Annotated in this window: 24 protein-coding genes; 11 read left to right on the top strand and 13 right to left on the bottom strand. The window is 61.7% G+C overall.

Going from position 1 to position 22494, the window contains the following annotated elements:
* Positions 1–80: 80 nt before the first annotated feature.
* Positions 81–605, top strand: coding sequence for a hypothetical protein (locus VWY34_RS11445; protein ID WP_340545468.1), 525 nt, complete (start codon positions 81–83; stop codon positions 603–605).
* A gap of 95 nt (positions 606–700) precedes the next feature.
* On the opposite strand, the gene VWY34_RS11440 is transcribed toward VWY34_RS11445, so the two are convergent.
* Complete coding sequence (locus tag VWY34_RS11440; RefSeq protein WP_416558546.1) at positions 701–2116, bottom strand: PLP-dependent aminotransferase family protein; 1416 nt, start codon at positions 2114–2116, stop codon at positions 701–703.
* Between the two features lie 91 nt (positions 2117–2207).
* Here VWY34_RS11440 and VWY34_RS11435 point away from each other — a divergent pair, with 91 nt between their 5' ends.
* The 4 genes from VWY34_RS11435 to asd all read left to right on the top strand — a co-directional run bounded on the left by VWY34_RS11435 (position 2208) and on the right by asd (position 5102).
* Positions 2208–2441 carry a DUF1127 domain-containing protein gene (locus VWY34_RS11435; RefSeq protein ID WP_340545466.1) on the top strand — a complete coding sequence of 78 codons (234 nt, stop codon included), beginning with the start codon at positions 2208–2210 and terminating at the stop codon, positions 2439–2441.
* Between the two features lie 212 nt (positions 2442–2653).
* Positions 2654–3175 (top strand): adenosylmethionine decarboxylase, encoded by a 522-nt coding sequence (speD, locus tag VWY34_RS11430; protein WP_340545465.1) that lies wholly within the window; start codon positions 2654–2656, stop codon positions 3173–3175.
* The gene (speE, locus tag VWY34_RS11425; RefSeq protein ID WP_416536014.1) at positions 3172–4026 is read left to right on the top strand and encodes a polyamine aminopropyltransferase; all 855 of its coding nucleotides are present in this window, start codon (positions 3172–3174) and stop codon (positions 4024–4026) included. The genes speD and speE overlap by 4 nt, the downstream gene beginning before the upstream one ends.
* Before the next feature lie 185 nt (positions 4027–4211).
* The gene (asd, locus tag VWY34_RS11420; RefSeq protein WP_416538704.1) at positions 4212–5102 is read left to right on the top strand and encodes an archaetidylserine decarboxylase; all 891 of its coding nucleotides are present in this window, start codon (positions 4212–4214) and stop codon (positions 5100–5102) included.
* Positions 5103–5105: 3 nt separating this feature from the next.
* Here asd and VWY34_RS11415 read toward each other — a convergent pair whose 3' ends face one another.
* Positions 5106–5528: a PaaI family thioesterase gene (locus VWY34_RS11415; protein WP_416538703.1), complete on the bottom strand. Its 423-nt coding sequence runs from the start codon at positions 5526–5528 to the stop codon at positions 5106–5108.
* Positions 5529–5656: 128 nt separating this feature from the next.
* On the opposite strand from VWY34_RS11415, the gene VWY34_RS11410 reads away from it, so the two are divergent.
* The 4 genes from VWY34_RS11410 (at position 5657) to gluQRS (ending at position 9674) form a co-directional block, all read left to right on the top strand.
* On the top strand, positions 5657–6445 hold the full coding sequence (locus VWY34_RS11410) for an enoyl-CoA hydratase (RefSeq protein ID WP_340545461.1): 789 nt from the start codon (positions 5657–5659) through the stop codon (positions 6443–6445).
* 365 nt (positions 6446–6810) lie between these two features.
* Complete coding sequence (gene trmFO, locus VWY34_RS11405) at positions 6811–8154, top strand: methylenetetrahydrofolate--tRNA-(uracil(54)-C(5))-methyltransferase (FADH(2)-oxidizing) TrmFO (protein WP_416536016.1); 1344 nt, start codon at positions 6811–6813, stop codon at positions 8152–8154.
* 33 nt (positions 8155–8187) lie between these two features.
* Complete coding sequence (locus tag VWY34_RS11400) at positions 8188–8802, top strand: class I SAM-dependent DNA methyltransferase (protein WP_416536019.1); 615 nt, start codon at positions 8188–8190, stop codon at positions 8800–8802.
* Positions 8799–9674 (top strand): tRNA glutamyl-Q(34) synthetase GluQRS, encoded by an 876-nt coding sequence (gluQRS, locus tag VWY34_RS11395; protein WP_416544327.1) that lies wholly within the window; start codon positions 8799–8801, stop codon positions 9672–9674. Before VWY34_RS11400 ends, gluQRS begins: the two co-directional genes overlap by 4 nt.
* A gap of 57 nt (positions 9675–9731) precedes the next feature.
* Here the strand turns inward: gluQRS and hisI are convergent, their stop codons facing one another.
* On the bottom strand, positions 9732–10109 hold the full coding sequence (hisI, locus tag VWY34_RS11390; protein ID WP_416544326.1) for a phosphoribosyl-AMP cyclohydrolase: 378 nt from the start codon (positions 10107–10109) through the stop codon (positions 9732–9734).
* 59 nt (positions 10110–10168) lie between these two features.
* On the opposite strand from hisI, the gene VWY34_RS11385 reads away from it, so the two are divergent.
* Complete coding sequence (locus VWY34_RS11385) at positions 10169–10621, top strand: iron-sulfur cluster assembly scaffold protein (RefSeq protein ID WP_340545456.1); 453 nt, start codon at positions 10169–10171, stop codon at positions 10619–10621.
* 368 nt (positions 10622–10989) lie between these two features.
* On the opposite strand, the gene VWY34_RS11380 is transcribed toward VWY34_RS11385, so the two are convergent.
* The 5 genes from VWY34_RS11380 to VWY34_RS11360 all read right to left on the bottom strand — a co-directional run bounded on the left by VWY34_RS11380 (position 10990) and on the right by VWY34_RS11360 (position 16912).
* Positions 10990–11112 (bottom strand): hypothetical protein, encoded by a 123-nt coding sequence (locus VWY34_RS11380; protein ID WP_024097384.1) that lies wholly within the window; start codon positions 11110–11112, stop codon positions 10990–10992.
* Positions 11113–11303: 191 nt separating this feature from the next.
* Positions 11304–13394 (bottom strand): ATP-dependent DNA helicase RecG, encoded by a 2091-nt coding sequence (gene recG / locus VWY34_RS11375; RefSeq protein WP_416538698.1) that lies wholly within the window; start codon positions 13392–13394, stop codon positions 11304–11306.
* Positions 13391–15586 (bottom strand): NAD-dependent DNA ligase LigA, encoded by a 2196-nt coding sequence (gene ligA / locus VWY34_RS11370; RefSeq protein ID WP_416544387.1) that lies wholly within the window; start codon positions 15584–15586, stop codon positions 13391–13393. The genes recG and ligA overlap by 4 nt, the downstream gene beginning before the upstream one ends.
* 202 nt (positions 15587–15788) lie before the next feature.
* A complete protein-coding gene (gene ctrA, locus VWY34_RS11365; protein ID WP_340545454.1) occupies positions 15789–16508 on the bottom strand; it encodes a response regulator transcription factor CtrA in 720 nt (239 codons plus the stop codon).
* A 125-nt stretch (positions 16509–16633) separates the two neighbouring features.
* Positions 16634–16912 (bottom strand): DUF1153 domain-containing protein, encoded by a 279-nt coding sequence (locus VWY34_RS11360; RefSeq protein WP_040104126.1) that lies wholly within the window; start codon positions 16910–16912, stop codon positions 16634–16636.
* Positions 16913–17061: 149 nt separating this feature from the next.
* On the opposite strand from VWY34_RS11360, the gene mnmA reads away from it, so the two are divergent.
* Positions 17062–18207: a tRNA 2-thiouridine(34) synthase MnmA gene (gene mnmA / locus VWY34_RS11355; RefSeq protein ID WP_340545453.1), complete on the top strand. Its 1146-nt coding sequence runs from the start codon at positions 17062–17064 to the stop codon at positions 18205–18207.
* Positions 18208–18478: 271 nt separating this feature from the next.
* On the opposite strand, the gene lpxB is transcribed toward mnmA, so the two are convergent.
* The 5 genes from lpxB to VWY34_RS11330 form a co-directional block, all read right to left on the bottom strand.
* Entirely contained in the window at positions 18479–19660 is a 1182-nt protein-coding gene (gene lpxB / locus VWY34_RS11350) for a lipid-A-disaccharide synthase (protein ID WP_416544325.1), read from the bottom strand.
* Positions 19657–20445 (bottom strand): LpxI family protein, encoded by a 789-nt coding sequence (locus VWY34_RS11345; RefSeq protein WP_340545451.1) that lies wholly within the window; start codon positions 20443–20445, stop codon positions 19657–19659. Before VWY34_RS11345 ends, lpxB begins: the two co-directional genes overlap by 4 nt.
* Positions 20446–20449: 4 nt before the next feature.
* Complete coding sequence (gene lpxA, locus VWY34_RS11340) at positions 20450–21235, bottom strand: acyl-ACP--UDP-N-acetylglucosamine O-acyltransferase (protein ID WP_340545450.1); 786 nt, start codon at positions 21233–21235, stop codon at positions 20450–20452.
* 5 nt (positions 21236–21240) lie between these two features.
* Positions 21241–21705 carry a 3-hydroxyacyl-ACP dehydratase FabZ gene (gene fabZ / locus VWY34_RS11335; RefSeq protein WP_340545449.1) on the bottom strand — a complete coding sequence of 155 codons (465 nt, stop codon included), beginning with the start codon at positions 21703–21705 and terminating at the stop codon, positions 21241–21243.
* 137 nt (positions 21706–21842) lie between these two features.
* On the bottom strand, positions 21843–22493 hold the full coding sequence (locus VWY34_RS11330; RefSeq protein ID WP_340545448.1) for an OmpH family outer membrane protein: 651 nt from the start codon (positions 22491–22493) through the stop codon (positions 21843–21845).
* Position 22494: the final 1 nt, after the last annotated feature.

The following is a 22494-nucleotide window of genomic DNA, read 5'->3' as shown; positions in this document are numbered from 1 at the left end:
GAACAGGTCTGGGCTCCTTTTCAGCCGGTGTTTCACACGCTAAAGCTGCACCTGAAAGACAAATTATAGGATCCTACTACATGTTTCGAAAACTTGCTCTGGTTGGCGCCCTGCCGCTGGCCCTTGGTGCCTGCATGCAAAACGCCGAAGTCACCGCTCCCCCGGTGACGGTCGCGCTCAAGAATCAAGGCTCAACAGCGCCGCGCGTTCAGGGCTACAAAGAGCTGACCTTCCGCACGCATGTCGTGCTGGACAAGGAAAAGATGAAGGCGACAGGCGGTCAGCCCAGCAGCGCCAACATGCGCGAAGTTGTAGGCGCCCGGTGCACCGTCGAAAGCGCCGAATTCAAGGCGACATTCATCACCCCGGCTCTCGTCAACGTTCCGGTGCTCAAACGCCGTCCGACCCCGGCCTATGTGCAATGCGACGCGGGCCAACAGTCCGGCCAGACCACGCTTAAACCTGAGCTGAACGGCACAGTGGTTGGCGGGGCCTCGGCAGCAGGTCTTCTGGCCGCTGCCATCACCGCTGGCATCGCTGCTGGTCGCGACAACTGGTCTTTTATCGGGAACCACACCTCGGGCGTGTCGATCCTGGTCGAATAAGCACACCGGTCGATCACCGCTTACATATAAGGGGGCCTGAGTGTTCAGGTCCCCTTTTCCTTTGCCAAACAGCCCACCTCGAGCCGGGCAACAGTTCAGACGCTGATCTGCTCCGGTGGGTTGTCGAGCAGTGCGCGCAGCCGCAGCATTGCCTCCTCAAACCGTTTGGGCGTGACGTGGCCGTTCACCGCGATCCGCACCGCATTTGGGGCGCGGCCGTCGCGCAGGGCGAATTCATCGGCCGAGCGGATCTGAACCCCCTGCGCCTCTGCCGCGCGGGTGAACGCGGCTGAACGCCAACCCGATGGCAGCCTTAACCACAGGAAGGGCACGCTGTCCGACCAGACAAGTTCAAAACTGCCCAGAGCGTTGACGGCAATGCGGACGTATTTGGCCATCTCCTTGCGGACATCGCGCACCAGCTGCGGCGTGCGGGGGTCGGACAGCAGGATACGGGTCAGCTCCGCCAGTGGCTGTGCGATTCCGAAATAACTGTATTCCGCCGTGCGCCGCAGATCGGCGCCACGCCCCTTGGGGGCGAGTGCGAATCCCACCCGCAGCGCCGGTGTTATCGTCTTGGAAAATGAGGTGACATGCCAACCCAGCTCAGGAGCAAGCACGCGGTAGCTTGGCGCACGCGCCTCCCCCATCCGGTAGCAGTCATCTTCTATGATCTGAACCTCGTGGCGCCGGGCGATCTCGACAATCTCCTTGCGACGCTCCAGCGGCGTATAAAGCCCGGTCGGATTATGCACCTCCGGGCTGGTGCATAGAACGGTGGCGCCTGTCTTGCGAATGGCGAGTTCCAGTGAATCCGGCAGGATGCCCTTGTCATCCATCGCCACCCCCACACCCCGGGCGCGCGCCAGCTCTGCGGCGCGCCGAAACCCAGCATATGAGAGATCTTCGACCAGAATCGTCGGCTGCGGCCCCTCAAGCACGGTTTGCAGCACCGTCAGGATGCCGTTCTGCCCGCCGTGGGTCAGCACGACGTCATTCTGATGCACATTGCCCAGCAGCTCATCCGAGAGCCAATCGGCAACCACCTCGCGTACCGGTTTATAGGCATCGCGTGTGGGGTAGTTCAGGAATTGCAGCGGATCGCCCTGGGACACTTTCACCATCGCCTCGCGCAATGCCGCAACCTGACCAACATCCGCGAGGCGGGGACTGAACAGGCTGACGTGGCCGGGATTACTGGCCTCCAGCAGATGCAGCTGCCGCGACCAGACATCATCCAGCACCTTGGTTTCCGGTTCCGCCACAAAAGTCCCGCGCCCGACCTCCGCCTGCAACAGCCCGTCATCGGTCAGGAGCGAATAGGCCCGCGCCACCGTGCCGGGGGTGATCTTCAGCTGATAGGCCAGCTCCCGCACCGGCGGTAGCTTTGTACCGATACAAAGTGTGCCATCTTCAACCGCCGCCCGGATGGTATCAGCCACCCGTTGATATTTCGGCCCGGATCGCCCGGAAAGATCAGCCGGCAGCTCGTTTGGCCAAATTGTACCCATTACAATCCTTTCTTGGACAAGACGTCGCGCAAATTGTACCCATTGATTGTGATATTAACACAGGATTGTATCAATACAATAGGAAACTGCCATGACACAGAACGCAACACCCTCTTCGCCCGACATGATCTATCTTTCCAGCCGCCCCACCCTGCCGGTGCTGGCTGAGATCGCGGTCTCCTTTGCGGTTCTGGTCACCAAATGGACCGTGCGTCAGCGCACGCGACAGGCATTGCGTCAACTGCCGCCGGAACTGCTCAAAGATGTTGGGCTGACCCGCGAGGACGCCGAGTATCAAGGGACTCTTCCGTTCTGGCGCCCATGATCCCCGGGCAACGGAACCACCTGATGACCGGGGCTTGCCCCGGTCTTTTTTATGGCACGATGGTGTTCATTTTACAAAAAACCCCTTGATCGAATCCCGCCCCCACAATAGATGCCCCCTCACTTTCGGTACCGATCCCAACCCCGGACTCTTATCCGGGGGGGCGCTAAGGGCCGGCTGGATTGTCATCTACTGGAACGAAGGGGAGTGTCATGACGGACGCCAACCTCTTCCAACTGGGGATCGGTCTGGAGACAGGCGCCCAAGAGGAAGATACCGCCCGCAGTGCAACCACTGCGATCGTAAACTCACTTGTGGATTCGGATCGCGAAGACCATTTCATCCGTCGGGATGGAAAGGTATTTGCCGGAACCCATCTCATTATCGAGGTCATGAACGGCAGCGGTCTGGATTGCGAAACCCGCATTCAGAACGCCTTCCGCAAATGTGTCGAGGTCTGCGGCGCGACGCTGCTGCACATCCATACGCATAAATTCTCGCCGCAAGGCGTCTCCGGCGTGGCCGTTCTGGCCGAAAGCCATATCTCCGTCCACACCTGGCCCGAGATCGGCTATGGCGCCTTTGACGTCTTCATGTGCGGCGATGCCGAGCCCTGGAAAGCGGTTGACGTGCTGAAAGAAGCCTTCGACACGCCGACGGTTGCGGTGCGTGAACTGCTGCGCGGCGAGGAGTTCCTGGCAAAGGGCATCCTGACCAAGGAAGTGGCGGCATGAGTGATCACACCTGGATCACCGAAGGCCTGCACGCCCATTACGCCCAGCGTTTGCGCGTCGATGAGATGCTCTATGACAGCAATACCGAGCACCAGCGTCTGAAGGTGTTTCAGAACGGCCAGTTTGGCCGCGTTCTGACGCTGGACGACGTGGTGCAGACCACCGAAGGCGATAACTTCATCTACCACGAGATGCTGACCCACGTGCCGATTCTGGCCCATGGCAATGCAAAACGGGTGCTGATCATCGGTGGCGGCGATGGCGGCATGGCGCGCGAAGCGCTGCGCCACCCATCGGTCGAGCATGTCACCATGGTTGAAATCGACGGCGGTGTGGTGGAATTCTCCAAAGAATACCTGCCGATGCTGAGCGATGGCGCCTTTGATGATGCCCGCCTCAATCTGGTGATCAACGATGGTGCGCTCTTCATGAAAGAGAACACCGAGAAATTCGATGTGATCATCGTCGATTCAACCGACCCGATCGGCCCCGGCGAGGTGCTGTTCACCGATACTTTCTATGGCCACGCAGCCCGTTCGCTGACTGAGGATGGCATCATCGTGACGCAGAATGGCGTGCCCTTCATGCAGGGCGATGAGCTGACCGGCACCCTGCGGGCGTTTCAGGCGCTGTTTGCGGATGCCTCCTGCTATCTGGCCACCGTGCCGACCTATGCGGGTGGCCCGATGGCGTTCGGCTGGGGCAGCCATTCGGACAAGGCGCGCAGCGTGAGCCTTGCGGATCTGGAGGCACGTTTTGCCGCCGCGGGGATCGACACCGGCTATTACAACCCGGAGGTTCACAAGGCCGCATTCGCCTTGCCGAACTATGTGAAAAAGCTGTTCCCGTAAGGGGCAGGCATCAGGGGGCTTCGGCCCCCTTTTTCGTTGCTCTCCTGGCAAAAAATCACGTCGCACGGACACCGGACCTTCGGGCCCTGGCAGCCTGCCCGTCGCCTTGCGCTCCAAATCCCCCTTGGCGTGACTGCTGCTTCTTGCTAGGCGCGGCGGGAGCGAAACAAAATCTGGCAGGCCCCATGCAGCGCGACCCTATCCTAGTTGTTGACCGCGACACCGGAGACACCTTTGAAGAGGTCGTTCTGGGTGAAAAATGGATCCGCTGGGCCTATCAGAACGCCAGCGCAAAACCTGTGGAAAAACTGTTGTTCCGCTCCGCCCTGATCAGCCGCCTGATGGGAGCATGGTTTGATTCGTCCCTCTCCAGAGGGAAGATCCAGACCGTGGTCGACGACCTTGCCATCGACATGAGCGAGGCAACGGAACCGACGGAAAACTATGCAACTTTCAACGCCTTCTTTGCCCGCCACCTGAGGCCGGAGGCACGCCCCTACAGCGACGATCCCAGCGAAATCGTCAGCCCCGCCGATGGTCGGGTGCTGGTCTTTCCCGAGCTGGCGGAGGATGTCTTTGTCCCCGTAAAGGGGCATCCGATGTCGGTGCGGACCATGCTGCCCGGTATTTCTGACCGCTTTGTTGGTGGCGCGTTGGCCATCGTGCGGCTCTGTCCTGCGGATTATCACCGCTACCACTTCCCGGCCGCCGGTCGCATCACCGCCGCGCAGGATATTCCGGGCGCGCTGCATTCGGTGAACCCCATCGCGCTTGGCGCAGGTCCGGATGTCTTTGGCGAGAACAAACGCAGCTGGACCCTGATCGACACAGACACCATTGGCAGCTACGCCTTTGTCGAGGTCGGCGCCTTTGGCGTTGGCTCCATCGTCAACACCCGCACCTCGGGCGCGGTGCAGAAGATGGACGAAAAGGGCTATTTCAAATTCGGCGGCTCCACCGTTGTGGTGGTGTTCGAACCGGGCCGCGTGCAGTTCAGTGACGATCTGGTCACCAATAGCGCCAGGGGCCGCGAAACCCTGGTGAAAGTTGGCCAGCCGCTGGCCACTGCGCGCTAGGTCCTACCGGTCTGGCGGGATGGCATAGGTCATGGTGGAGCGGGCCACCGGACGCGGATCCCCTTCGGAGAATAACAGCACATCGCCCACCGCCAGCTGGCGTCCCAGTTTCAGCAGCTTGCCTTCGGCAATCAAGGGCGTGCCGCCTGCCGGTTTGCGCATGAAGTCGAACGAGGCATTGGTGGTCACCGCCAGCGCCTTGCGCCCCAGCCGCGACAGCACCAGCGCATAGATGGTGACATCGGCCAGACCAAACATCGACGGTCCTGAAACGGTCCCACCGGGGCGCAGGTGACGTTCATCCACCAGAAGCCGCATCGTGATCCCGTCCTCATCCAGCCGGTCAATCACAAAATCATTGGCCACCTCTGCAAACACCTCATGCAGATAAGCTCCCAACCCTGCGGCATCAAACGCCAAGCCCATGCTGTCTCTCTCCCTCACTGTTGCCGGTTCCCTGCGAGCCGATGTCGCATGGGGTGGCGGCGCAATACCGGTTCCCCCCTAAGTGCAACATGTTCTAACGTTGGCCTTAATCCGGGGAGGGACACAAGATGACAATTTTGGAACGTCACGACAGCAACGGCATCGCCACGCTCCATCTCAACGCGCCCGAGCGGCTGAATGCGCTGTCGGACGGGATGCTGGCCGCACTTCAGGGGCAGATCGACAGCCTGCGCGACGACGACGAAACCCGCGTCGTCATCCTCGCCGGACGGGGCAAGGCGTTCTGCGCGGGCCATGATCTGCGTGAAATGACAGCCGGGCGGCAGGCCGAGGATGGCGGACAGGCTTATTTCGCCGATCTCTTTGCCCGCTGCACCGAGGTGATGCTGGGGCTGCAACAGATCCCGCAGCCGGTAATCGCACAAGTCCACGGTATTGCCACCGCAGCCGGCTGCCAGCTGGTGGCCTCCTGCGATATGGCCGTCGCCGCCGAGGGCACACGGTTTGGCGTCAATGGCGTCAATATCGGCCTGTTCTGCTCCACTCCCATGGTGGCGCTGACCCGGAATATCTCGCGCAAACATGCCTTTGAAATGCTGACCACCGGCGATTTCATTGACGCCACCCGCGCCGAGGAGCTGGGGCTGATCAACCGCATCGCCGCAGCTGAGGATCTGACCGAGACCACAAATGCCCTCGCCCAAACCGTGGCAAGCAAACTCGGCGCCGCCGTCAAGATCGGCAAACGCGCGTTTTATGACCAGCTTCAGCTGCCCACGGCCGATGCCTATGCCCACACCGGCGCCGTCATGGTCGAAAACCTGATGCTGCGGGATACCGTCGAAGGCATTGATGCCTTTCTGGAAAAACGCGACCCGGACTGGAAAAATCGCTGATCTGCTCAAAAAATCTAAAAGACATCGAAAATTTTAGTCTTTGTTTACGATTGGTGATTTATTGTTTCCATGTCAGGTCTTTCAAACAAGGCAAGATCATGGCAAAGATTGGGCAGGGTTGGTGAGACATGGTCACGAACCCCAGCACAATTAGGGTCGCTGATGCGGACCGTCCCTCCACCGGGTCTCTCCCCCGGCCAGACAGTTCCCCAGCGACCCCAATACCCCTCCCGCTCAGATCAGTCGACATTTCCACTGCTTGCAACAGGCTCGCTTGGCCCAAAAGCACCAGTTTTTCGTGCCGATCTGCACAAGCCGCACCGCGCAATATTGCGTGACGGCCCCAGCTGCCCTATGTGGCGGGCATGACAAAAACATTGCATATCGTGGGCGGCGGCATGGCCGGCTCAGAGGCCGCATGGCAGGCCGCACATATGGGCGTAGAGGTGGTGATCCACGAAATGCGCCCAAAGGTGGAAACCTTTGCCCATCAGACCGGCAATCTGGGCGAGATGGTCTGCTCCAACTCTTTCCGCTCAGACGATGACGAGCAGAACGCCGTGGGCCTCCTGCATTGGGAGATGCGCGCAGCTAACGGGCTGATCATGTCCACCGCCGAACAACACCGCCTGCCCGCCGGCGGCGCACTGGCGGTGGACCGCGAGCCTTTTGCCGAAACCGTCACCGCGCGGCTGAAAGCGCTGCCGAATGTCACCGTTTCCTATGAGGAAATCACCGAGCTGCCCGCCGATGGCCACTGGATCTTTGCCACCGGCCCGCTGACTTCGCCTGAACTCGGCAAGGCCATTCAACGTGAGACCGGCGCCGAGGCGCTGGCCTTCTTCGACGCCATCGCCCCGATCATCTACGCCGACAGCATCGACATGTCGCAGGCCTGGATGCAGTCGCGCTACGACAAGGGTGAGACCGAAGAAGAGCGCACCGCCTATCTCAACTGTCCGATGGACAAGGATCAGTATGAAGCGTTCATCGACGCGCTGCTGGCCGCCGACAAGACCGAATTCCACGAGGGTGAGACCGCAGGCTATTTCGATGGCTGCCTGCCGATCGAGGTGATGGCCGAACGCGGCCGTGAAACCCTGCGCCATGGCCCGATGAAACCGGTGGGGCTGACCAACCCGCACCAGCCGGAGGTCAAGGCGCACGCGGTGGTCCAGCTGCGGCGCGACAATGCGCTGGGAACGCTGTTCAACATCGTCGGCTTCCAGACCAAGATGAAATACGGCGCCCAGACAGAAGTGCTGCGGATGATCCCGGGGCTGGAAAACGCCAGCTTTGCCCGCCTCGGCGGCATCCATCGCAACACATTCCTGAACTCCCCCACCCTGCTCGACGCGCAGATGCGGCTGAAATCAAAACCGCACCTGCGGTTTGCCGGCCAGATCACCGGGGTCGAAGGCTATGTGGAAAGCGCCGCCATGGGCCTGCTGGCCGGCCGTATGGCCGCTGCCGAGATCCTGGGCCAGGAGCTGCCAGAGGTGCCGCAGGACAGCGCCATGGGCGCCCTGATCCATCACATCACCGGCGGCGCCGAGGCCAAGACCTTCCAGCCGATGAATGTGAACTTCGGCCTGTTCCGCCCGGTCGATGGTCTCAAAGGCGGCCGCCGTGGCCGCAAGGACCGCTACAAGGCCTATACCGACCGGGCCAAAGCCGCGTGGCAGGACTGGCTTGGCAACTTTTCCTAGACGCTTCGGGCGGCGAAGGCATAAACTGTCGTCATGAGCAAAAAGTTCCTCGACAAATCCTATGACCTGGAAACACCGGAAGCGACCCTGGCGCATTACGACCAATGGGCCGCTTCCTACGATGCTGAAATCGCCGAGAACGGTTACGCGACGCCGGGACGGATTGCCCTGGCGCTGGCGAAATTCCAATCGGACATGAGCGAACCCGTTCTGGATTTTGGCTGCGGCACCGGCCTGTCAGGTCTGGCGCTGCGCCTCCAGGGGTTTGAAACCGTCGACGGGATGGAGCCCTCCGCCCGGATGCTGGAGCAGGCCCGTGCCAAAGACGCCTACCGCCAACTGACGCAGATCGACGCCGCCGACCGCCAGCCGATCCCCAAGGGCGCTTATCGTCTGATCACCGGCTGTGGCGTTCTGGGCACCGGTGCCGCTCCGCCTGCGGTCTTCGACAGCATCCTGCACGCCCTGCCGCGCGGCGGCCTCTTTGCCTTTTCCTACAATGATCACGCACTGGAGGATCCCGCCTATACCGGCAAGCTCAACGAATGGCTGGATTGTTCGGCGGCACGGCTGCTGTTTCGGGAACACGGTGACCACCTGCCCGGAATCAACCTGAAGTCCACCGTTTATGTGATTGAGAAAGCGTGACATTCGCAACCCGATTTGCGCCATCCCCAACTGGACCGCTGCACCTCGGCCACGCCTATTCGGCGCTTCTGGCACATGATATGGCGCGGGCAGCGGAGGGCATTTTCCTGCTGCGCATCGAAGATATCGACCAATCCCGCTCCCGGCCCAGCTGGGAGGCGCAAATCTATGACGACCTGCATTGGCTCGGCCTCCGCTGGCCGCAACCGGTGATGCGCCAGTCCGAACGGCTGCCACGCTATCGCGCCGCGCTGGATCAGCTTGCGGCAATGGGGCTCACCTATCCCTGCCGCTGCAACCGCGCCGATATCGAGGCCGCCGCAGGCGCGCCGCAAGAAGGCGTACCGCAATTCGGCCCCGACGGGCGCATCTATCCGGGCAGCTGCCGCAGCCGCGCAATGGCCGACGCCGCACCACAGGACGTGATACGGCTCAACATGGCAAAAGCGCTGGATGCGGCCAGCCTGCGCAGCTTCTCGGAAACCGGCCTATCCCATCAGGGCCGGCACCGGCTGAACCCCGATCAGCTGCTCACCGCGGCCGGCGATATTATCCTCGTCCGCCGCGGCATGGGCAGCGCCTACCACCTCTCCGTAGTGGTCGATGATGCCGATCAGCAGATCACCCATGTCGTGCGTGGAGAGGATCTGTTCGAGGCTACGCAGATCCACGTGCTGCTCCAGGCACTGCTCGGCCTGCCGACACCCATCTACCACCACCACGGGCTGATCCGCGACGATCAGGGCAAGCGACTTGCCAAGCGCGACGATGCCCGTGCTCTCGCCAAATACCGCGCCGAAGGCGTCAGCCCGTCGCAGATCCGCGCCATGGTCGGCTGCGCTGCGGTGCCCGAACAGACATCTTCTGGCTAGAAATATCCCCGCCGGAGGCACGGCCCGCACCGGGCCGTCCCCTTCAGCCGGTTGCTGTCAGACCATCGGCGCCATCAGCTCGACCTCATCGCCATCGCGAAGGGCAGTATAAAAACAGCTGCGCCGGTTGGTGTGGCAGGCAGGCCCGGTCTGACGCACCACCGCCAGCAGGCAATCGCGATCGCAATCCACGCGCAGATCGACCAGTTCCTGCACATGTCCCGAGCTTTCGCCCTTGACCCAGAATGCCTGCCGCGACCGCGACCAATAGGTGACCCGGCCACTGTCCAGCGTCTGTTTCACCGCATCGGCATTCATCCAGGCCATCATCAGGACCTCGCCGCTGCCCTCCTGCTGCGCGATGCAGGGGATCAACCCGGCCTCATTGTACTTTAGGCTAAGAGGATCAAACGACATGGCAAAAACCTTTTGCATCTGGAGACTGGCTCCCTATGTATTGGGAACAGCACGTAAGGGAAAGCCCGAGGTATCCGATGTCCGGCGAGACTGATCTGATAAAACTCTACTCCGCACGGATCCTGGCCCTGGCCGCCGATATCCCGCATCTGGATCGTCTCGACGCCCCGGATGTTACGGTGAAAAAACGCTCGCCCCTGTGCGGCTCGACCGTGACCGTCGATCTTCGGATCGAGGATGGCGCGATTGTCGGATTTGGTCAGGACGTCAAAGCCTGTGCGCTTGGCCAGGCCTCGGCAGCGGTTGTCGGCGAGGTCATCCTGGGTCGCACCCTGCCCGAGGTTGAGCGGGCCCGCCAGCAGCTGAAGGCCATGCTGACCGAAGATGGCCCGGTTCCGGACGCGCCGTTTGACGGGTTTGAAGTCCTGATCCCCGCCCGCGAGTTCAAGAACCGCCACGCCTCGATCATGCTGGCGCTCGATGCCACCTATGAGGCTATGCAGACCCATCAGGAACAGAGCTGCGCCTGATGGCCGCCTGCCGATCCAGCGTTACAAGTTCAACACGTTGGATCAGTCGCGCACGCCAATAAGGCAGATCCGCAGTCATGATCCAAGGCCGCCATCTCAGCCGCCGATTGATATGCCTGTCTCACCAGCGCCCGTGACGACAGCCAGAACAACCCGTCCAAAAGGACCACATGAAAAAACCGCCGCACACCTGACAGGTGGCGGCGGCAGTATGCTCTCTCATGCGGGACCCGAACGGGGCCTGTTGACCTGAGGCAGGTCGGCCAGACCGGCAGGCAAACCGGGCAGGCTTGGGACAGGCGGCCCCGTCCGGCATAAAGAGTGCGATCAGGAAATCTCAAAAACTCAAGGCTGGTCGCCCGGCGTCATCACAGCAGACCCGGCAGGTGCAACCCCGCGACCAGCATCACAACCAGTGCCGCCGCGCCAATGGCGTCTTGCAACAGTGTCGATTGGGCATTCTGAACAGTCGTCTTGATTTGGGTCATCATGGTGCATCCTCCTGTCTGTCTTGCGCTCGCTCTCTGGCGTGTTGTTGCCTATTTGTTCTCATATTCAAACGCAGCTGTAAAGAACTTTATGAGAACATTTGCGAACACATGAGAACACGGCGCAAAAACACAAAGCAGCGTCTCGATCATAAGGGCCGCCGCTGATGAAGGTTTCAGCTCAGGAAGACGTGCTAACCGACAGAAATCAAACGGATCGCCTGATCCTGTTTCATCAGCCACAGAAGAACCCGCGCCGCCTGTCCGCGCGGGCTGGACAGATCGGGATCGCTGGCCAGCAGGGCCCGCGCGTCGCTTTGTGCAACAGCCATCAACCCAGCCTGACGGTCCAGATCGGCGATGCGGAATCGCGGCAGCCCCGATTGTGCGGTGCCGATGACATCGCCCGCACCGCGCATCTCAAGATCGGTTTCGGCAATGCGAAAACCATCCTCGGTCTCGCGCAGGATCTCCAACCGTTTCTGGCCGCCCTTGCTGAGCGGCGCCTGATAGAGCAGCAGACAGGTCGAAGCCGCATCGCCGCGCCCGACACGGCCGCGCAGCTGGTGCAGCTGTGCAAGGCCGAATATCTCGGCCCGCTCGATCACCATGATCGACGCGTTGGGCACATTGACTCCGACCTCGATCACCGTCGTGGCCACCAGAACCTTGGTCTCTCCAGCCTGAAAGGCAGCCATCGCCGCGTCTTTCTCCGCCGGGGGCATCTGTCCGTGAACCAGCCCGACCACGCCCTCTCCCAGCGTCGCCCGCAGATGTTTGAACCGCTCCTCGGCGGCGGTCAGGTCCATCACCTCGGATTCCTCAACCAGCGGACAGACCCAGTAGCATTGCCGCCCGGCTTCGATGGCGCCGCGCAGATGGCTGACCACCTCCTGCATCCGCTCGGTGCTGATAACCGCAGTCTTGACCGGTTTGCGACCGGGCGGTTTTTCATCCAGTACCGAAACTTCCATATCGCCATATTGCGTCAGCGCCAGCGACCGCGGAATCGGTGTTGCGGTCATCACCAGCACATCCGCGCCTTTGCCCTTTTCCGCCAGCTCCATGCGCTGACGCACGCCAAACCGATGCTGTTCGTCGACAATCGCCAGCCGCAGATCCCGAAACACCACATCCGGCTGAAACACCGCATGGGTGCCGACCAGAATATGAATGTCCCCCCGCGCCAGCGCCGCGCATTTTGCGGCCCGCTCCCGGCCCTTGTCGCGGCCTGTCAGGATTTCCAGAACCACGCCTGCGGTTTCCGCCAGCGGGCGCAGCGCCTCCAGATGCTGACGGGCCAGAATTTCTGTCGGCGCCATCATGACACCCTGCCCGCCTGCTTCAACTGCGACCAGCAAAGCCATGAAAGCAACAAGAGTTTTGCCAGCGCCGACATCGCCCTGCAACAGACGGTTCATCCGCGCACCAGCCGCCATATCGGCGGTGATCTCCGCAATTGCGCGGGCCTGCGCATTGGTCGGCCGATAAGGCAAGGCCGCAAGCACCCGCGATTGCAACGCCCCGCTGGCCAGGCTGCTGCGCCCCGGCAACGTCCGATCCCGCAGCCGCGCCAGCGCCAGTGTCAGCTGATGGGCAAACAGCTCATCATAGGCAAGACGTGTCCGACCGGGTGCCTCTGCTGCCAGCGCATCCGGCCCATCGGGGTTATGCGCAGCGCGCAGCGCCTGCTGCCAGCTTGGCCAGGATTCCTTGGTGATCTGCGAGGGATCTGCCCATTCGGCCAGCTCCGGCAAGCGCGATAGCGCGCTTTGCGCCGCCTTGAACATGGTTTTCTGCGACACACCATGGGTCAGGTGATAGACCGGCTCAAAATCGGGGATCTCGGCAGCCTCTGCCAGCGGCAGCATATGGTCAGGGTGCACCATCTGCGCCATGCCATCAAACAGTTCCAGTTTGCCCGACACCACCCGGCGCGCCCCCTCCGGCAGCTGGGCCTCCAGATAGCGGCTGCGACCGTGGAAAAATACCAGCTGGAATTCCTCCTCGGCGTCGCTCACCTGGATCCGGTAGGCGCCCCCCTTGTTCCGCGCCGGCCGATGCGCGCCGATGGTCACCTCAACCGTTGCAACCGTGGGAAAATCAAGCCCGCGAATGCTATCGCGCCGCCGTCGATCCACCACCGAATAAGGCAGCGAAAACAACATGTCACGCGGCGTTTCTATATCAATCTGCGCAAAATGCTGCGCCGTCTTCGGGCCGATACCCTGAAGCGTTTCCAACCCGGCAAACAGCGGGAAGAGGATCTCTGGTCTGCCGCTCATGCGCCCGCAATCAGCTCCAGCCAGCCGTCTTCGTCGAGGATCCGCACGCCAAGATCGCGAGCCTTCTGCTCCTTTGACCCCGCACCGGGACCTGCGACCAGAATATCCGTCTTTTTCGACACCGAGCCGGCCACCTTCGCCCCCAGGGCTTCGGCGCGTGCCTTAGCTTCGGCGCGGGTCATTTTCTCCAGCGTCCCGGTAAAGACCACCGTCAGGCCGGTGACCGGGCTGTCGTTCTTCGGAGCTTCGGGCGGAATGATCGTCAGATGGCCGCGCAAGGCGTCGAAGGCCGCCCGCTCATCGCTATTGGCAAAAGCATCGGAAAGCGACAGACCCAGCGTTGCGCCAATGCCGTCGATCCCGATCAGATCCTCCCATGCCGCGGCGGCCTCCGCAGGCACGTTCAGCGCCGCAATGGCCCGGTCTCGCGCTTCCTTGATGCGGGCGCGACGGCCCTGCTGGGCTGCTGCAACCCGCTCGGCCTCCTCGGCCTCATCCGCTGCGCGCTGCGCCAGGGCGGCCGGGCGGGCCAGATCAACAGCCGCCGCCATCGCGTCCCAATCCGCATAATGCAGCGCCAGATCGCGCGCGCCGACCTCGCCCACGTGGCGAATGCCAAGACCAAAGATCAGCCGGGCCAGCGCGATGTTGCGCTTCTCGTCAATCGCGGCGAAGAGGTTGGCGGCAGAGGTCTCGCCCCAGCCATCGCGGTTTTTCAACTTGGCCAGATTCTGCGCATCCCGCGCCTGAAGGGTAAAGATATCGGCCGGCGTTTTGATCGCCAGACCCGCGTCACTGTAAAAGGCTTCGATCTGCTTGGCGCCCAGACCTTCGATATCGAAAGCCTTGCGCGAGACAAAATGCTTCAGCTTCTCAACCGCTTGTGCCGGACAGATCAAGCCGCCGGTACAGCGTCGCACCGCGTCGCCCTCCTCACGCACGGCCGGGCTGCCACACTCTGGGCAAACGGTCGGAAAGGCGAAGGCAACCGCGCTCTCGGGACGTTTGGACAGATCCACATCGGCAATCTTCGGGATCACATCCCCGGCGCGGTAGACCTGAACCCAGTCGCCGATCCGGATATCCTTGCCGTCGCGGATCTCTTCACCCTTGGAATCCAGCCCGGCGATATAATCCTCATTGTGCAGCGTCGCATTGGAGACAACAACGCCGCCCACCGTCACCGGCTGCAACCGCGCCACCGGGCTGAGTGCGCCGGTCCGTCCAACCTGGATGTCGATGCCCTCCAGCCGCGTCCAGGCCAGTTCAGCCGGAAATTTATGCGCAATCGCCCATCGCGGGGTGGTTGAGCGGAAGCCGAGACGGTCCTGCAAGGCCAGCGCATCCACTTTGTAAACCACGCCGTCGATATCGTAGCCAAGCGTCGCCCGCTGTTCCTCGATCAGGCGATAATGCGCAATCAGCTCGGTTGTGCCCTTGCAATATTTGGTCAGCGGGTTGGTCTGAAAGCCCATGCCCTTCAGGCGTTCAAGCGCTGAAAACTGCGTATCGGCGAGCGGCTCCGACAGCTCGCCCCAGCTGTAGGCAAAAAAGCGCAGCGGCCGCGACCGGGTGATTTCAGCGTTCAGCTGCCGCAGGGATCCCGCCGCCGCATTCCGCGGATTGGCGAAGGTTTTGCCACCCTGTGCGGCGTGCCGCTCATTCAGCGCCGTAAAATCCGCATGGCTCATGTAGACCTCGCCACGCACCTCAAGCACCGCCGGAGCATCGTCGATCCGCTGCGGAATATCGGCAATGGTCAGGGCGTTTTCGGTGACATTCTCCCCCACCGCCCCGTCGCCACGGGTGGCCGCATGGATCAGCCTGCCCGCTTCATAGCGCAGCGACAGCGACAGCCCGTCGATCTTCGGCTCCGCCGTATAGGCCAGCGGGTCCTCGGCGCCGAGGCCAAGATATTTGCGCAGACCTTTGTCGAAATCGCGCACGTCCTCGTCGTCAAAGGCGTTGCCCAGCGACATCATCCGCTGTGCATGGGTGATCTTGCCAAAGCCGGAGGCTATTGGCGCACCAACCGTCTCCAGCTCGGTTGCGATCTCAGCCAGATCGGGAAATTGCTCCGCCAGCGCGCGGTAGCGGCGTTTCTTAGCGTCATATTCCGCATCGCTGATCTCGGGATCGTCGGCCTGATGATAGGCAAGATCGGCGGCGCGCAACTGCTCCTGCAACGCCATAAATTCGCGGCGCGCCTGATCCTTGGTCAAACCGTTCAAATCGCTGTTGCCTGACTGTGTCACGTCTGTCGCCTCGCTTTATCTTAGCTAGGTGATAGGACGGTGACGCCATCGCGTCCAGCCACAGCGCAGGTGACAGACGTGAAAAATCCCGCCGTAGCGGGATCGTTCGGGAACCGGGTGAGATGAAGGTCGCGCCGGATCAGGCGCCAACAGCCATCCGGTGACCCCCAGTCAGCTGATCGTCCTGCGGATCGCGCAGCACATAGCCGCGGCCCCAGACTGTTTCGATGTAGTTATCGCCACCTGTCGCCGTGCTCAACTTCTTGCGCAGCTTGCAGATAAAGACGTCGATAATCTTCAGCTCGGGCTCATCCATGCCGCCATAGAGATGGTTCAGGAACATCTCCTTGGTCAATGTGGTGCCCTTGCGCAGGCTCAGCAGCTCCAGCATCTGGTATTCCTTGCCGGTGAGATGCACGGCCTTGCCTGCAACTTCCACCGTCTTGGCATCCAGATTGACCGAAATCTTGCCGGTGTTGATAATCGACTGCGAATGCCCCTTGGAGCGGCGGATGATGGCGTGAATACGGGCCACCAGTTCCTCGCGATGGAAGGGTTTGGTCAGATAATCATCAGCGCCAAATCCAAAGCCCTTGATCTTGTTTTCGGTGTCATCTGCACCGGACAGGATCAGAATGGGCGTCTCGATACGGGCCATGCGCAGCTGCCGCAGCACCTCGTGGCCGTTCATATCGGGTAGGTTAAGATCCAGCAGGATCAGATCGTAATCGTAGAGTTTAGCAAGATCGATCCCCTCTTCGCCGAGATCGGTCGAATAAACGTTGAGGTTGGCATGAGTCAGCATCAACTCAATGCTCTTCGCCGTTGTTGGATCATCCTCAACAAGAAGAATGCGCATATTATTTTCTCCGCCTGTACACTGTTTCCCTCAGGTCGAATTAACCTTGGTGGAAAAAAGTTAATGGCCCGTTACCATGATGGTTAATTTGCGCGTTCACCTCAAGTCTGAATGATTTTTTTGCGTCAGGATTTACGATAGTCTTTGAGACGGGTGGCTTTCAGGGCGTCCTCGCCAAAGTCCGCAACAGCGGAAACCCAGCTGCGAAACTCCTCTTCGGAGAGGCTGTATCTGCGCAATGCCTCGCTTTGCGGGATCAAGCCGTAGAGGACTCCGCGCACAACCGCCGCCTTGCGTGAGGCCACCCAGCGCCGCGTGGTCTTTGGCGGCAGATCCGCGCGCGTCATCACCGTGCCATCCGGCAGGGTCACAGCGCGCGGGCCATCGACTTTCTTCAAGAACATCTTTTCTTCCTTCGTGTGGAGCATAGAAATTGGTCCGTCCCCACATTTCGCGCAAACGCCTTAAGGAGGGGTGAACCTGCCCCCTTGAGGATCATTAGGATTTTCCTATATTCTGCGGTGTCTTTCCCACATATCCGAGGAGTCGCCTGATGGCGCAGGATGCCAATCCCCAACTGAATTCGCTTGGCTTTGCCAAACCACCGTCGGAGACGCGGGTGGTTGTCGCCATGTCGGGTGGCGTCGACAGCTCTGTTGTTGCTGCACATTTGGCCGATGAAGGCTATGATGTTGTGGGCGTGACGCTACAGCTCTACGACCATGGTGCGGCGCTTGCAAAGAAAGGCGCCTGCTGTGCGGGGATCGATATCCATGATGCGCGCCGAGTCGCCGAAGAGCGCGGCTTTCCGCATTACGTGCTGGATTATGAGAACATTTTTAAGGATGCGGTGATCGATGAGTTCGCCGACAGCTATCTGGCTGGCGCAACCCCGGTACCCTGTATCCGCTGCAACGAACGGGTCAAGTTCAAGGATCTGCTGGAAACCGCCCGCGATCTGGAAGCCGACTGCATGGCCACCGGCCACTATATCCAGCGCAAGGATGGGCCAAACGGGCCCGAACTGCATTCGGCCGAGGATGCCAACCGCGACCAGAGCTATTTCCTGTTCTCCACCACCCCCGAGCAGCTGGACTATCTGCGATTCCCGCTGGGACATCTGCCGTCAAAGGACGCCACCCGCGAGATGGCGGCACAATATGGTCTGGCGGTGGCCGATAAACCCGACAGCCAAGACATCTGCTTTGTTCCCAATGGTGATTATGCCAGCGTGATCGAGAAACTGCGCCCCGGCGCGGCGGAGCCGGGGGACATCGTTCATGCCGATGGCCGGGTGCTCGGCCGTCACAACGGTGTCATCCACTACACCATCGGCCAGCGTCGCGGCCTCGGCATCGGCGGGCTGAGCGAACCGCTTTATGTGGTGAAACTGGATGTGGACAAGAAACAGGTCGTCGTTGGGCCCAAGGACTTGCTGGCCACCCGCACCATCCCGGTGCGGGAAATCAACTGGCTCGGCGATGAGCCTTTCACCAGCCGCGACGAATGGCATCTGAAGGTCAAGGTCCGCTCGACCCGGCCCCCGCGCGATGCGGTGATCCGTCCGATCTCGGAGACCGAAGCCGAGGTCGAACTGCTGACCCCGGAAGAGGGTATTTCCCCCGGACAGGCCTGCGTGTTCTATGCTGAGGAGGGCAGCCGTATCTTTGGCGGCGGCTGGATCTGGCGCGGCTACTGACACGGCCAGTAACACGGTGCGTCTGTCAAGGAAGGCGCAGCCTCCGCGCGATACGCGCGGCTTGTCCTTGACAGGCCCTCCCCAAATCCAAAATCGAGATAGCGCCTGAGGGCAGACCTGCCCTTATGCGCATCTCAGCAAAATATAATCCACCACAACACCACGCCCAACGGCACATGCTCAGTTACCCGCATTGCGGCGCGCACCGCGCGGGTGCATAGCGCCCGCGCTACGAGAGGCCACCTGCCGGAGGCTCTGCATCCGGCAGGCTTCAGGAGACGGCGGAGGCCTGCGCAGACAGACGATCCAACACTGCGCGGGCCGCGCGCAGACCGGGGTCTTCGCCCCCCTCGCCCAGCCGCTCCATCGTGATGGCCATGGCAGAGGATTGCGCGGTAGGCGCCGCCTTGACCTTGATCAGCGCCTTGGCGATAGCCTCCGGCGTACACTCAGGGCCGAGGCATTCCGGCACCACGCGTGTATCGCTGACCAGATTGACCAGCGTGACGGTGTCAATCAACGCCATGCGCCGCATGATATGCCAGGTGAGCCACTGGAATTTATAGGCAATCACCATTGGGGTGCGCGCCGCCGCCAGCTCCAGCGAGACCGTACCAGAAGCCGCAAGCGCCAGATCCGCCGCCGCAAAAGCCGCGCGTTTATGCGCCTTGGCCACTTCACCGTCCAGCGTATTGGGGTCGATCACCACCGCGGTATCCGACCATTCCGCAAGATGGCTGCGCACCAGATCGGCAACCGGACCCGCAGCAGGCACCACGATCCGATACTCCGGGTGGCTGTCCTGAAACTGTTTCAGGGCCGCACCGAATACCGGCGCCAGACGTGTCACCTCAGAGCGCCGCGATCCCGGCAGCGCCAGAATGCAGGGCGCCTCCTCCAGCTGGTACTGGCTGCGAAAGGCGGCAATCTCCTCCGCCGTGGCCTGTGGCTCCCCCACAACGGGGTGGCCAACGAAATCGCACTCCATGCCAGCCGCTTCCATATAGGGCGGCTCAAACGGCAGCAGCGCCAGCACATGATCGATGACCTTGGCCATCTTCTCCGCCCGCTTGGGGCGCCAGGCCCAGACCGATGGCGCCACATAATGTACCGTGCGAATACTGCTGGCTTCTTTCACCAATGCGGCGACCCGTAGGGAGAAATCCGGGCTGTCGATGGTGATCATCACATCCGGCTTCATGTCCAGAACCGCCTCTGCGGTTTCGCGAATGCGGCGCTTCAGCTGACGGTATTTCGGCAGCACCTCGGCCAGTCCCATGACCGACAGCTCCGACATATCGAAGCGCGACTTTAGGCCCTGTTCAGCCATCAGCGCGCCGCCAACCCCCTCAAAGATGATATCCGGGCAGAGCTGCCGCAGACCTGCCATCAGCGCACCGCCAAGGCGGTCCCCAGAAGGCTCGCCTGCGAGGATGAACACCCGTAGGCTCATGCGCTGCGCAGCCAGAGAAACAGCCCGAGCCGATTGCAGGTGGCCACCACCTCATCCTGATCGAGCACGATAACACCGCCTGCCTCCAGCACGATCCCCGACAGCCCAGCCTTGGCCGCCAGCTCAACCGTCTGCACGCCAATCGTGGGCAGATCCGCGCGGCGGTCCTGTCCGGGTTTGGGCGCCTTGAACAGCAGACCTCCGGTGCCGTCAGGCCGGTTCTGCAACGCCGTCAGCATCCAGTCGGTGCCAAAGAGGTTCTCGACCGCAATCGCCTGTCCGCGCCGCACCGCGCAGGACTGGCCGACATCGGCGCGGCACATGGCCTCGACAACCTCTGCGCCGCGTTCTGCATCGCGCCGGTCCAATTCGCCGGGCTGCACCTCGGTCGGGATGCCCTCGGCCATCACCAGATCCGGTGCTACCTCATGGGCGGCGCGCACGCACATGCCCGCCTGCTCAAAAAGGCCGATGATGGCGCGCAATGCCCCGTCGTCACCTGCGGCAATCGCCCCCTGCAGAATCGGAACCAGCGGCATGGTCTCGGCATCAATCTGCGATGGATCAATGGCCGGGCGGCGCACTGCGCCCGCCAGGCAGATCTCGCGCACACCGCTGGCCGACAGGCGCGCGATAAAGCTGCCGAGCTGTTCCAGGCGAAAGGTCAGCTCCGGCTCAATGTGATCGGGCTCGGAGCCGCGCATGGCACAGACCAGCGGCCGGTCGGACAGGCGCGCTGCCAGTTCGGCAGGCAGTGCGCCCTGCCCTGCAATCAATGCCAGCATGGTCTCAGCCTCCCGGCGTCAGGAAAGAGCGGTCACTCTCGCCGGTAATGAAATCAACGATTTCCTGCACGTATTCGCTGTCGCTCTCTGCGCCAAGACGGCGCGCGCGCTCCTGAAACGTGCCCTCGCCCTGGGCCAGCATCTGAAAGGCCGCCCGCAGCGCGGTGATATCCGCACGCTGCACGCCCCGGCGTTTCAGGCCGACAAGGTTCAGCCCGTCCAGCTCACCGCGCGGCGCCTGAACCAGCCCGTAGGGAATCACATCATTGGTCACCATCGTGACCGCGCCGACAATGGCGCCGTGACCGATGCGCACCCATTGGTGAATGCCGGACAGGCCACCGATGATGACGTCATCTTCCAGCACGCAGTGGCCCGCAACCGCAGCGGAATTCACCACGATCACACGATCTCCGATCTGCGCATCATGGGCGATGTGGCAGCCGGCCATAAACAAGCCGTCATCACCGATCCGCGTGATCCCGCCGCCGCCTTCGGTGCCGGCATTCACCGTCACATGCTCCCGGATGCGGTTGCGCTTGCCGATCACGGTCTTGCAGCGCTCGCCCTTGAACTTCAGATCCTGCGGAATCTCGCCCAGCACGGCAAAGGAGAACACCGTGGTATCCTCTCCGATCTCGGTATCTCCGGTGACGACCACATGGGATTTCAGCTCAACCCGGTCGCCGAGCACGACCTCAGGGCCAATCAGGCAGAACGGGCCAATGACGCAATCGGCGCCAATCTTCGCCCCTTCTTCGACCACCGCGCTGGGATGGATCCGGGTCATCTGTGTCAATCCTTCTGCACGTCGATCATGGCCGAGAACTCGGCCTCCGCCGCAGTCTCACCATTGACGGTTGCAACACCCTTGAACTTGAAGATCTTGCCACCGGGCTTACCACGTGTGGTCTCCACCCGCATCTCCAGCACATCGCCGGGGATCACCTTGCGGCGGAATTTGCACTTGTCGATGTTCATGAAATAGATCAGCAGCTCGGTGTCGATCATATCCATGCCTACGCCCAGCATCACGCCCGCAGTCTGTGCCATCGCCTCGACGATGGTGACGCCCGGCATAATCGGCGTGCCCGGGAAATGGCCCTGGAAATGCGGTTCGTTCATGGTGACGTTCTTGATCCCGCAGGCCGAGGAATAGCCGTCGATCTCGACCACCTTGTCGACCAGCAGAAACGGGTAGCGATGCGGCAGGATCCGCTGGATCAGGTGAATGTCGGCGCTTTTCAGCTCGGTTGTCATTGCGGTTTCCCCGTTTTCTGAATGTTAGGTATGTCCTAGCAACTGCCCACAGCTTCGGCAAGCGGCAGACCCGGCGATGGCTGCACGGTCGGCGCCCTGCCTCCGCCTGAGGCAATCACCAGCCGGGCGCGGTAAGCCTATTCGCCGGTGGCCTCGGGCAGGCTCTCACGCCCGTCGCCGAGCACTTCGTTCACCCGCGCAATCGCCAGATCGGTGACATCCGCGGCATCCGCGCTCAGGAACACGCTGGCGTGTTCCAGAATGGCTCCGGCTCCGGCTTCCAGCATGATCTGTTGCAGCACAGGCAGCGAAGCGGTGAAGAAATCACGCCGCGCATCTTCGCCGATCTGGTTGATATCGCGCAGTTTCTGATCCTGTTGACGACGGGTTTCCTGCACCTTTTTGTCAAAAGCATCGGCCAGCGCGCGAAACGCCGCAGGATCCATGCTGCTGCGGCGCTCGGTCAGCTCAAGTTCCTCTGCGCGCAGCTCCGCCTCGATCCGGCGGTTTTCGGCCGTCAGGACCGCACCCTCGGCATCCAGTTCCTGGGAAACACGCTGACCAAAGGCGCTCTCGGCATAGAGCCGCTCGGACTGGATGGTCAGCAGCCCGGTCTGCGGTGCGCCCAGCTGCAATGTCTCGCCAAAGGCAAAGCCCGCCCCCGGCAATGCCGTCTCCTGCGCCATCGCAGGCAGCACCAGCAGCGGCAGCATCGCAAGCCCGCGCACAAAAGGCGCCAGCATCTCCGCCAGCGCCCCCGTGTGCCGTGTGTCCACAGCTCGTGTCATT

It is taken from the genome of Phaeobacter sp. JH20_02, from assembly GCF_048056915.1.
Lineage (GTDB): Bacteria > Pseudomonadota > Alphaproteobacteria > Rhodobacterales > Rhodobacteraceae > Phaeobacter > Phaeobacter bryozoorum.
This window is presented reverse-complemented; position numbering and strand designations above follow the sequence as displayed.

Excerpts from the sequence above, each read along its gene's own strand:
- VWY34_RS11445 (WP_340545468.1), top strand. The coding sequence starts at position 81 with ATGTTTCGAAAACTTGCTCTGGTTGGCGCCCTGCCGCTGGCCCTTGGT.
- VWY34_RS11440 (WP_416558546.1), bottom strand. The coding sequence starts at position 2,116 with ATGGGTACAATTTGGCCAAACGAGCTGCCGGCTGATCTTTCCGGGCGA.
- VWY34_RS11435 (WP_340545466.1), top strand. The coding sequence starts at position 2,208 with ATGACACAGAACGCAACACCCTCTTCGCCCGACATGATCTATCTTTCC.
- speD (WP_340545465.1), top strand. The coding sequence starts at position 2,654 with ATGACGGACGCCAACCTCTTCCAACTGGGGATCGGTCTGGAGACAGGC.
- speE (WP_416536014.1), top strand. The coding sequence starts at position 3,172 with ATGAGTGATCACACCTGGATCACCGAAGGCCTGCACGCCCATTACGCC.
- asd (WP_416538704.1), top strand. The coding sequence starts at position 4,212 with ATGCAGCGCGACCCTATCCTAGTTGTTGACCGCGACACCGGAGACACC.
- VWY34_RS11415 (WP_416538703.1), bottom strand. The coding sequence starts at position 5,528 with ATGGGCTTGGCGTTTGATGCCGCAGGGTTGGGAGCTTATCTGCATGAG.
- VWY34_RS11410 (WP_340545461.1), top strand. The coding sequence starts at position 5,657 with ATGACAATTTTGGAACGTCACGACAGCAACGGCATCGCCACGCTCCAT.
- trmFO (WP_416536016.1), top strand. The coding sequence starts at position 6,811 with ATGACAAAAACATTGCATATCGTGGGCGGCGGCATGGCCGGCTCAGAG.
- VWY34_RS11400 (WP_416536019.1), top strand. The coding sequence starts at position 8,188 with ATGAGCAAAAAGTTCCTCGACAAATCCTATGACCTGGAAACACCGGAA.
- hisI (WP_416544326.1), bottom strand. The coding sequence starts at position 10,109 with ATGCAAAAGGTTTTTGCCATGTCGTTTGATCCTCTTAGCCTAAAGTAC.
- VWY34_RS11385 (WP_340545456.1), top strand. The coding sequence starts at position 10,169 with ATGTCCGGCGAGACTGATCTGATAAAACTCTACTCCGCACGGATCCTG.
- VWY34_RS11380 (WP_024097384.1), bottom strand. The coding sequence starts at position 11,112 with ATGATGACCCAAATCAAGACGACTGTTCAGAATGCCCAATCGACACTG.
- recG (WP_416538698.1), bottom strand. The coding sequence starts at position 13,394 with ATGAGCGGCAGACCAGAGATCCTCTTCCCGCTGTTTGCCGGGTTGGAA.
- ligA (WP_416544387.1), bottom strand. The coding sequence starts at position 15,586 with ATGGCGTTGCAGGAGCAGTTGCGCGCCGCCGATCTTGCCTATCATCAG.
- ctrA (WP_340545454.1), bottom strand. The coding sequence starts at position 16,508 with ATGCGCATTCTTCTTGTTGAGGATGATCCAACAACGGCGAAGAGCATT.
- VWY34_RS11360 (WP_040104126.1), bottom strand. The coding sequence starts at position 16,912 with ATGTTCTTGAAGAAAGTCGATGGCCCGCGCGCTGTGACCCTGCCGGAT.
- mnmA (WP_340545453.1), top strand. The coding sequence starts at position 17,062 with ATGGCGCAGGATGCCAATCCCCAACTGAATTCGCTTGGCTTTGCCAAA.
- lpxB (WP_416544325.1), bottom strand. The coding sequence starts at position 19,660 with ATGAGCCTACGGGTGTTCATCCTCGCAGGCGAGCCTTCTGGGGACCGC.
- VWY34_RS11345 (WP_340545451.1), bottom strand. The coding sequence starts at position 20,445 with ATGCTGGCATTGATTGCAGGGCAGGGCGCACTGCCTGCCGAACTGGCA.
- lpxA (WP_340545450.1), bottom strand. The coding sequence starts at position 21,235 with ATGACCCGGATCCATCCCAGCGCGGTGGTCGAAGAAGGGGCGAAGATT.
- fabZ (WP_340545449.1), bottom strand. The coding sequence starts at position 21,705 with ATGACAACCGAGCTGAAAAGCGCCGACATTCACCTGATCCAGCGGATC.
- VWY34_RS11330 (WP_340545448.1), bottom strand. The coding sequence starts at position 22,493 with ATGACACGAGCTGTGGACACACGGCACACGGGGGCGCTGGCGGAGATG.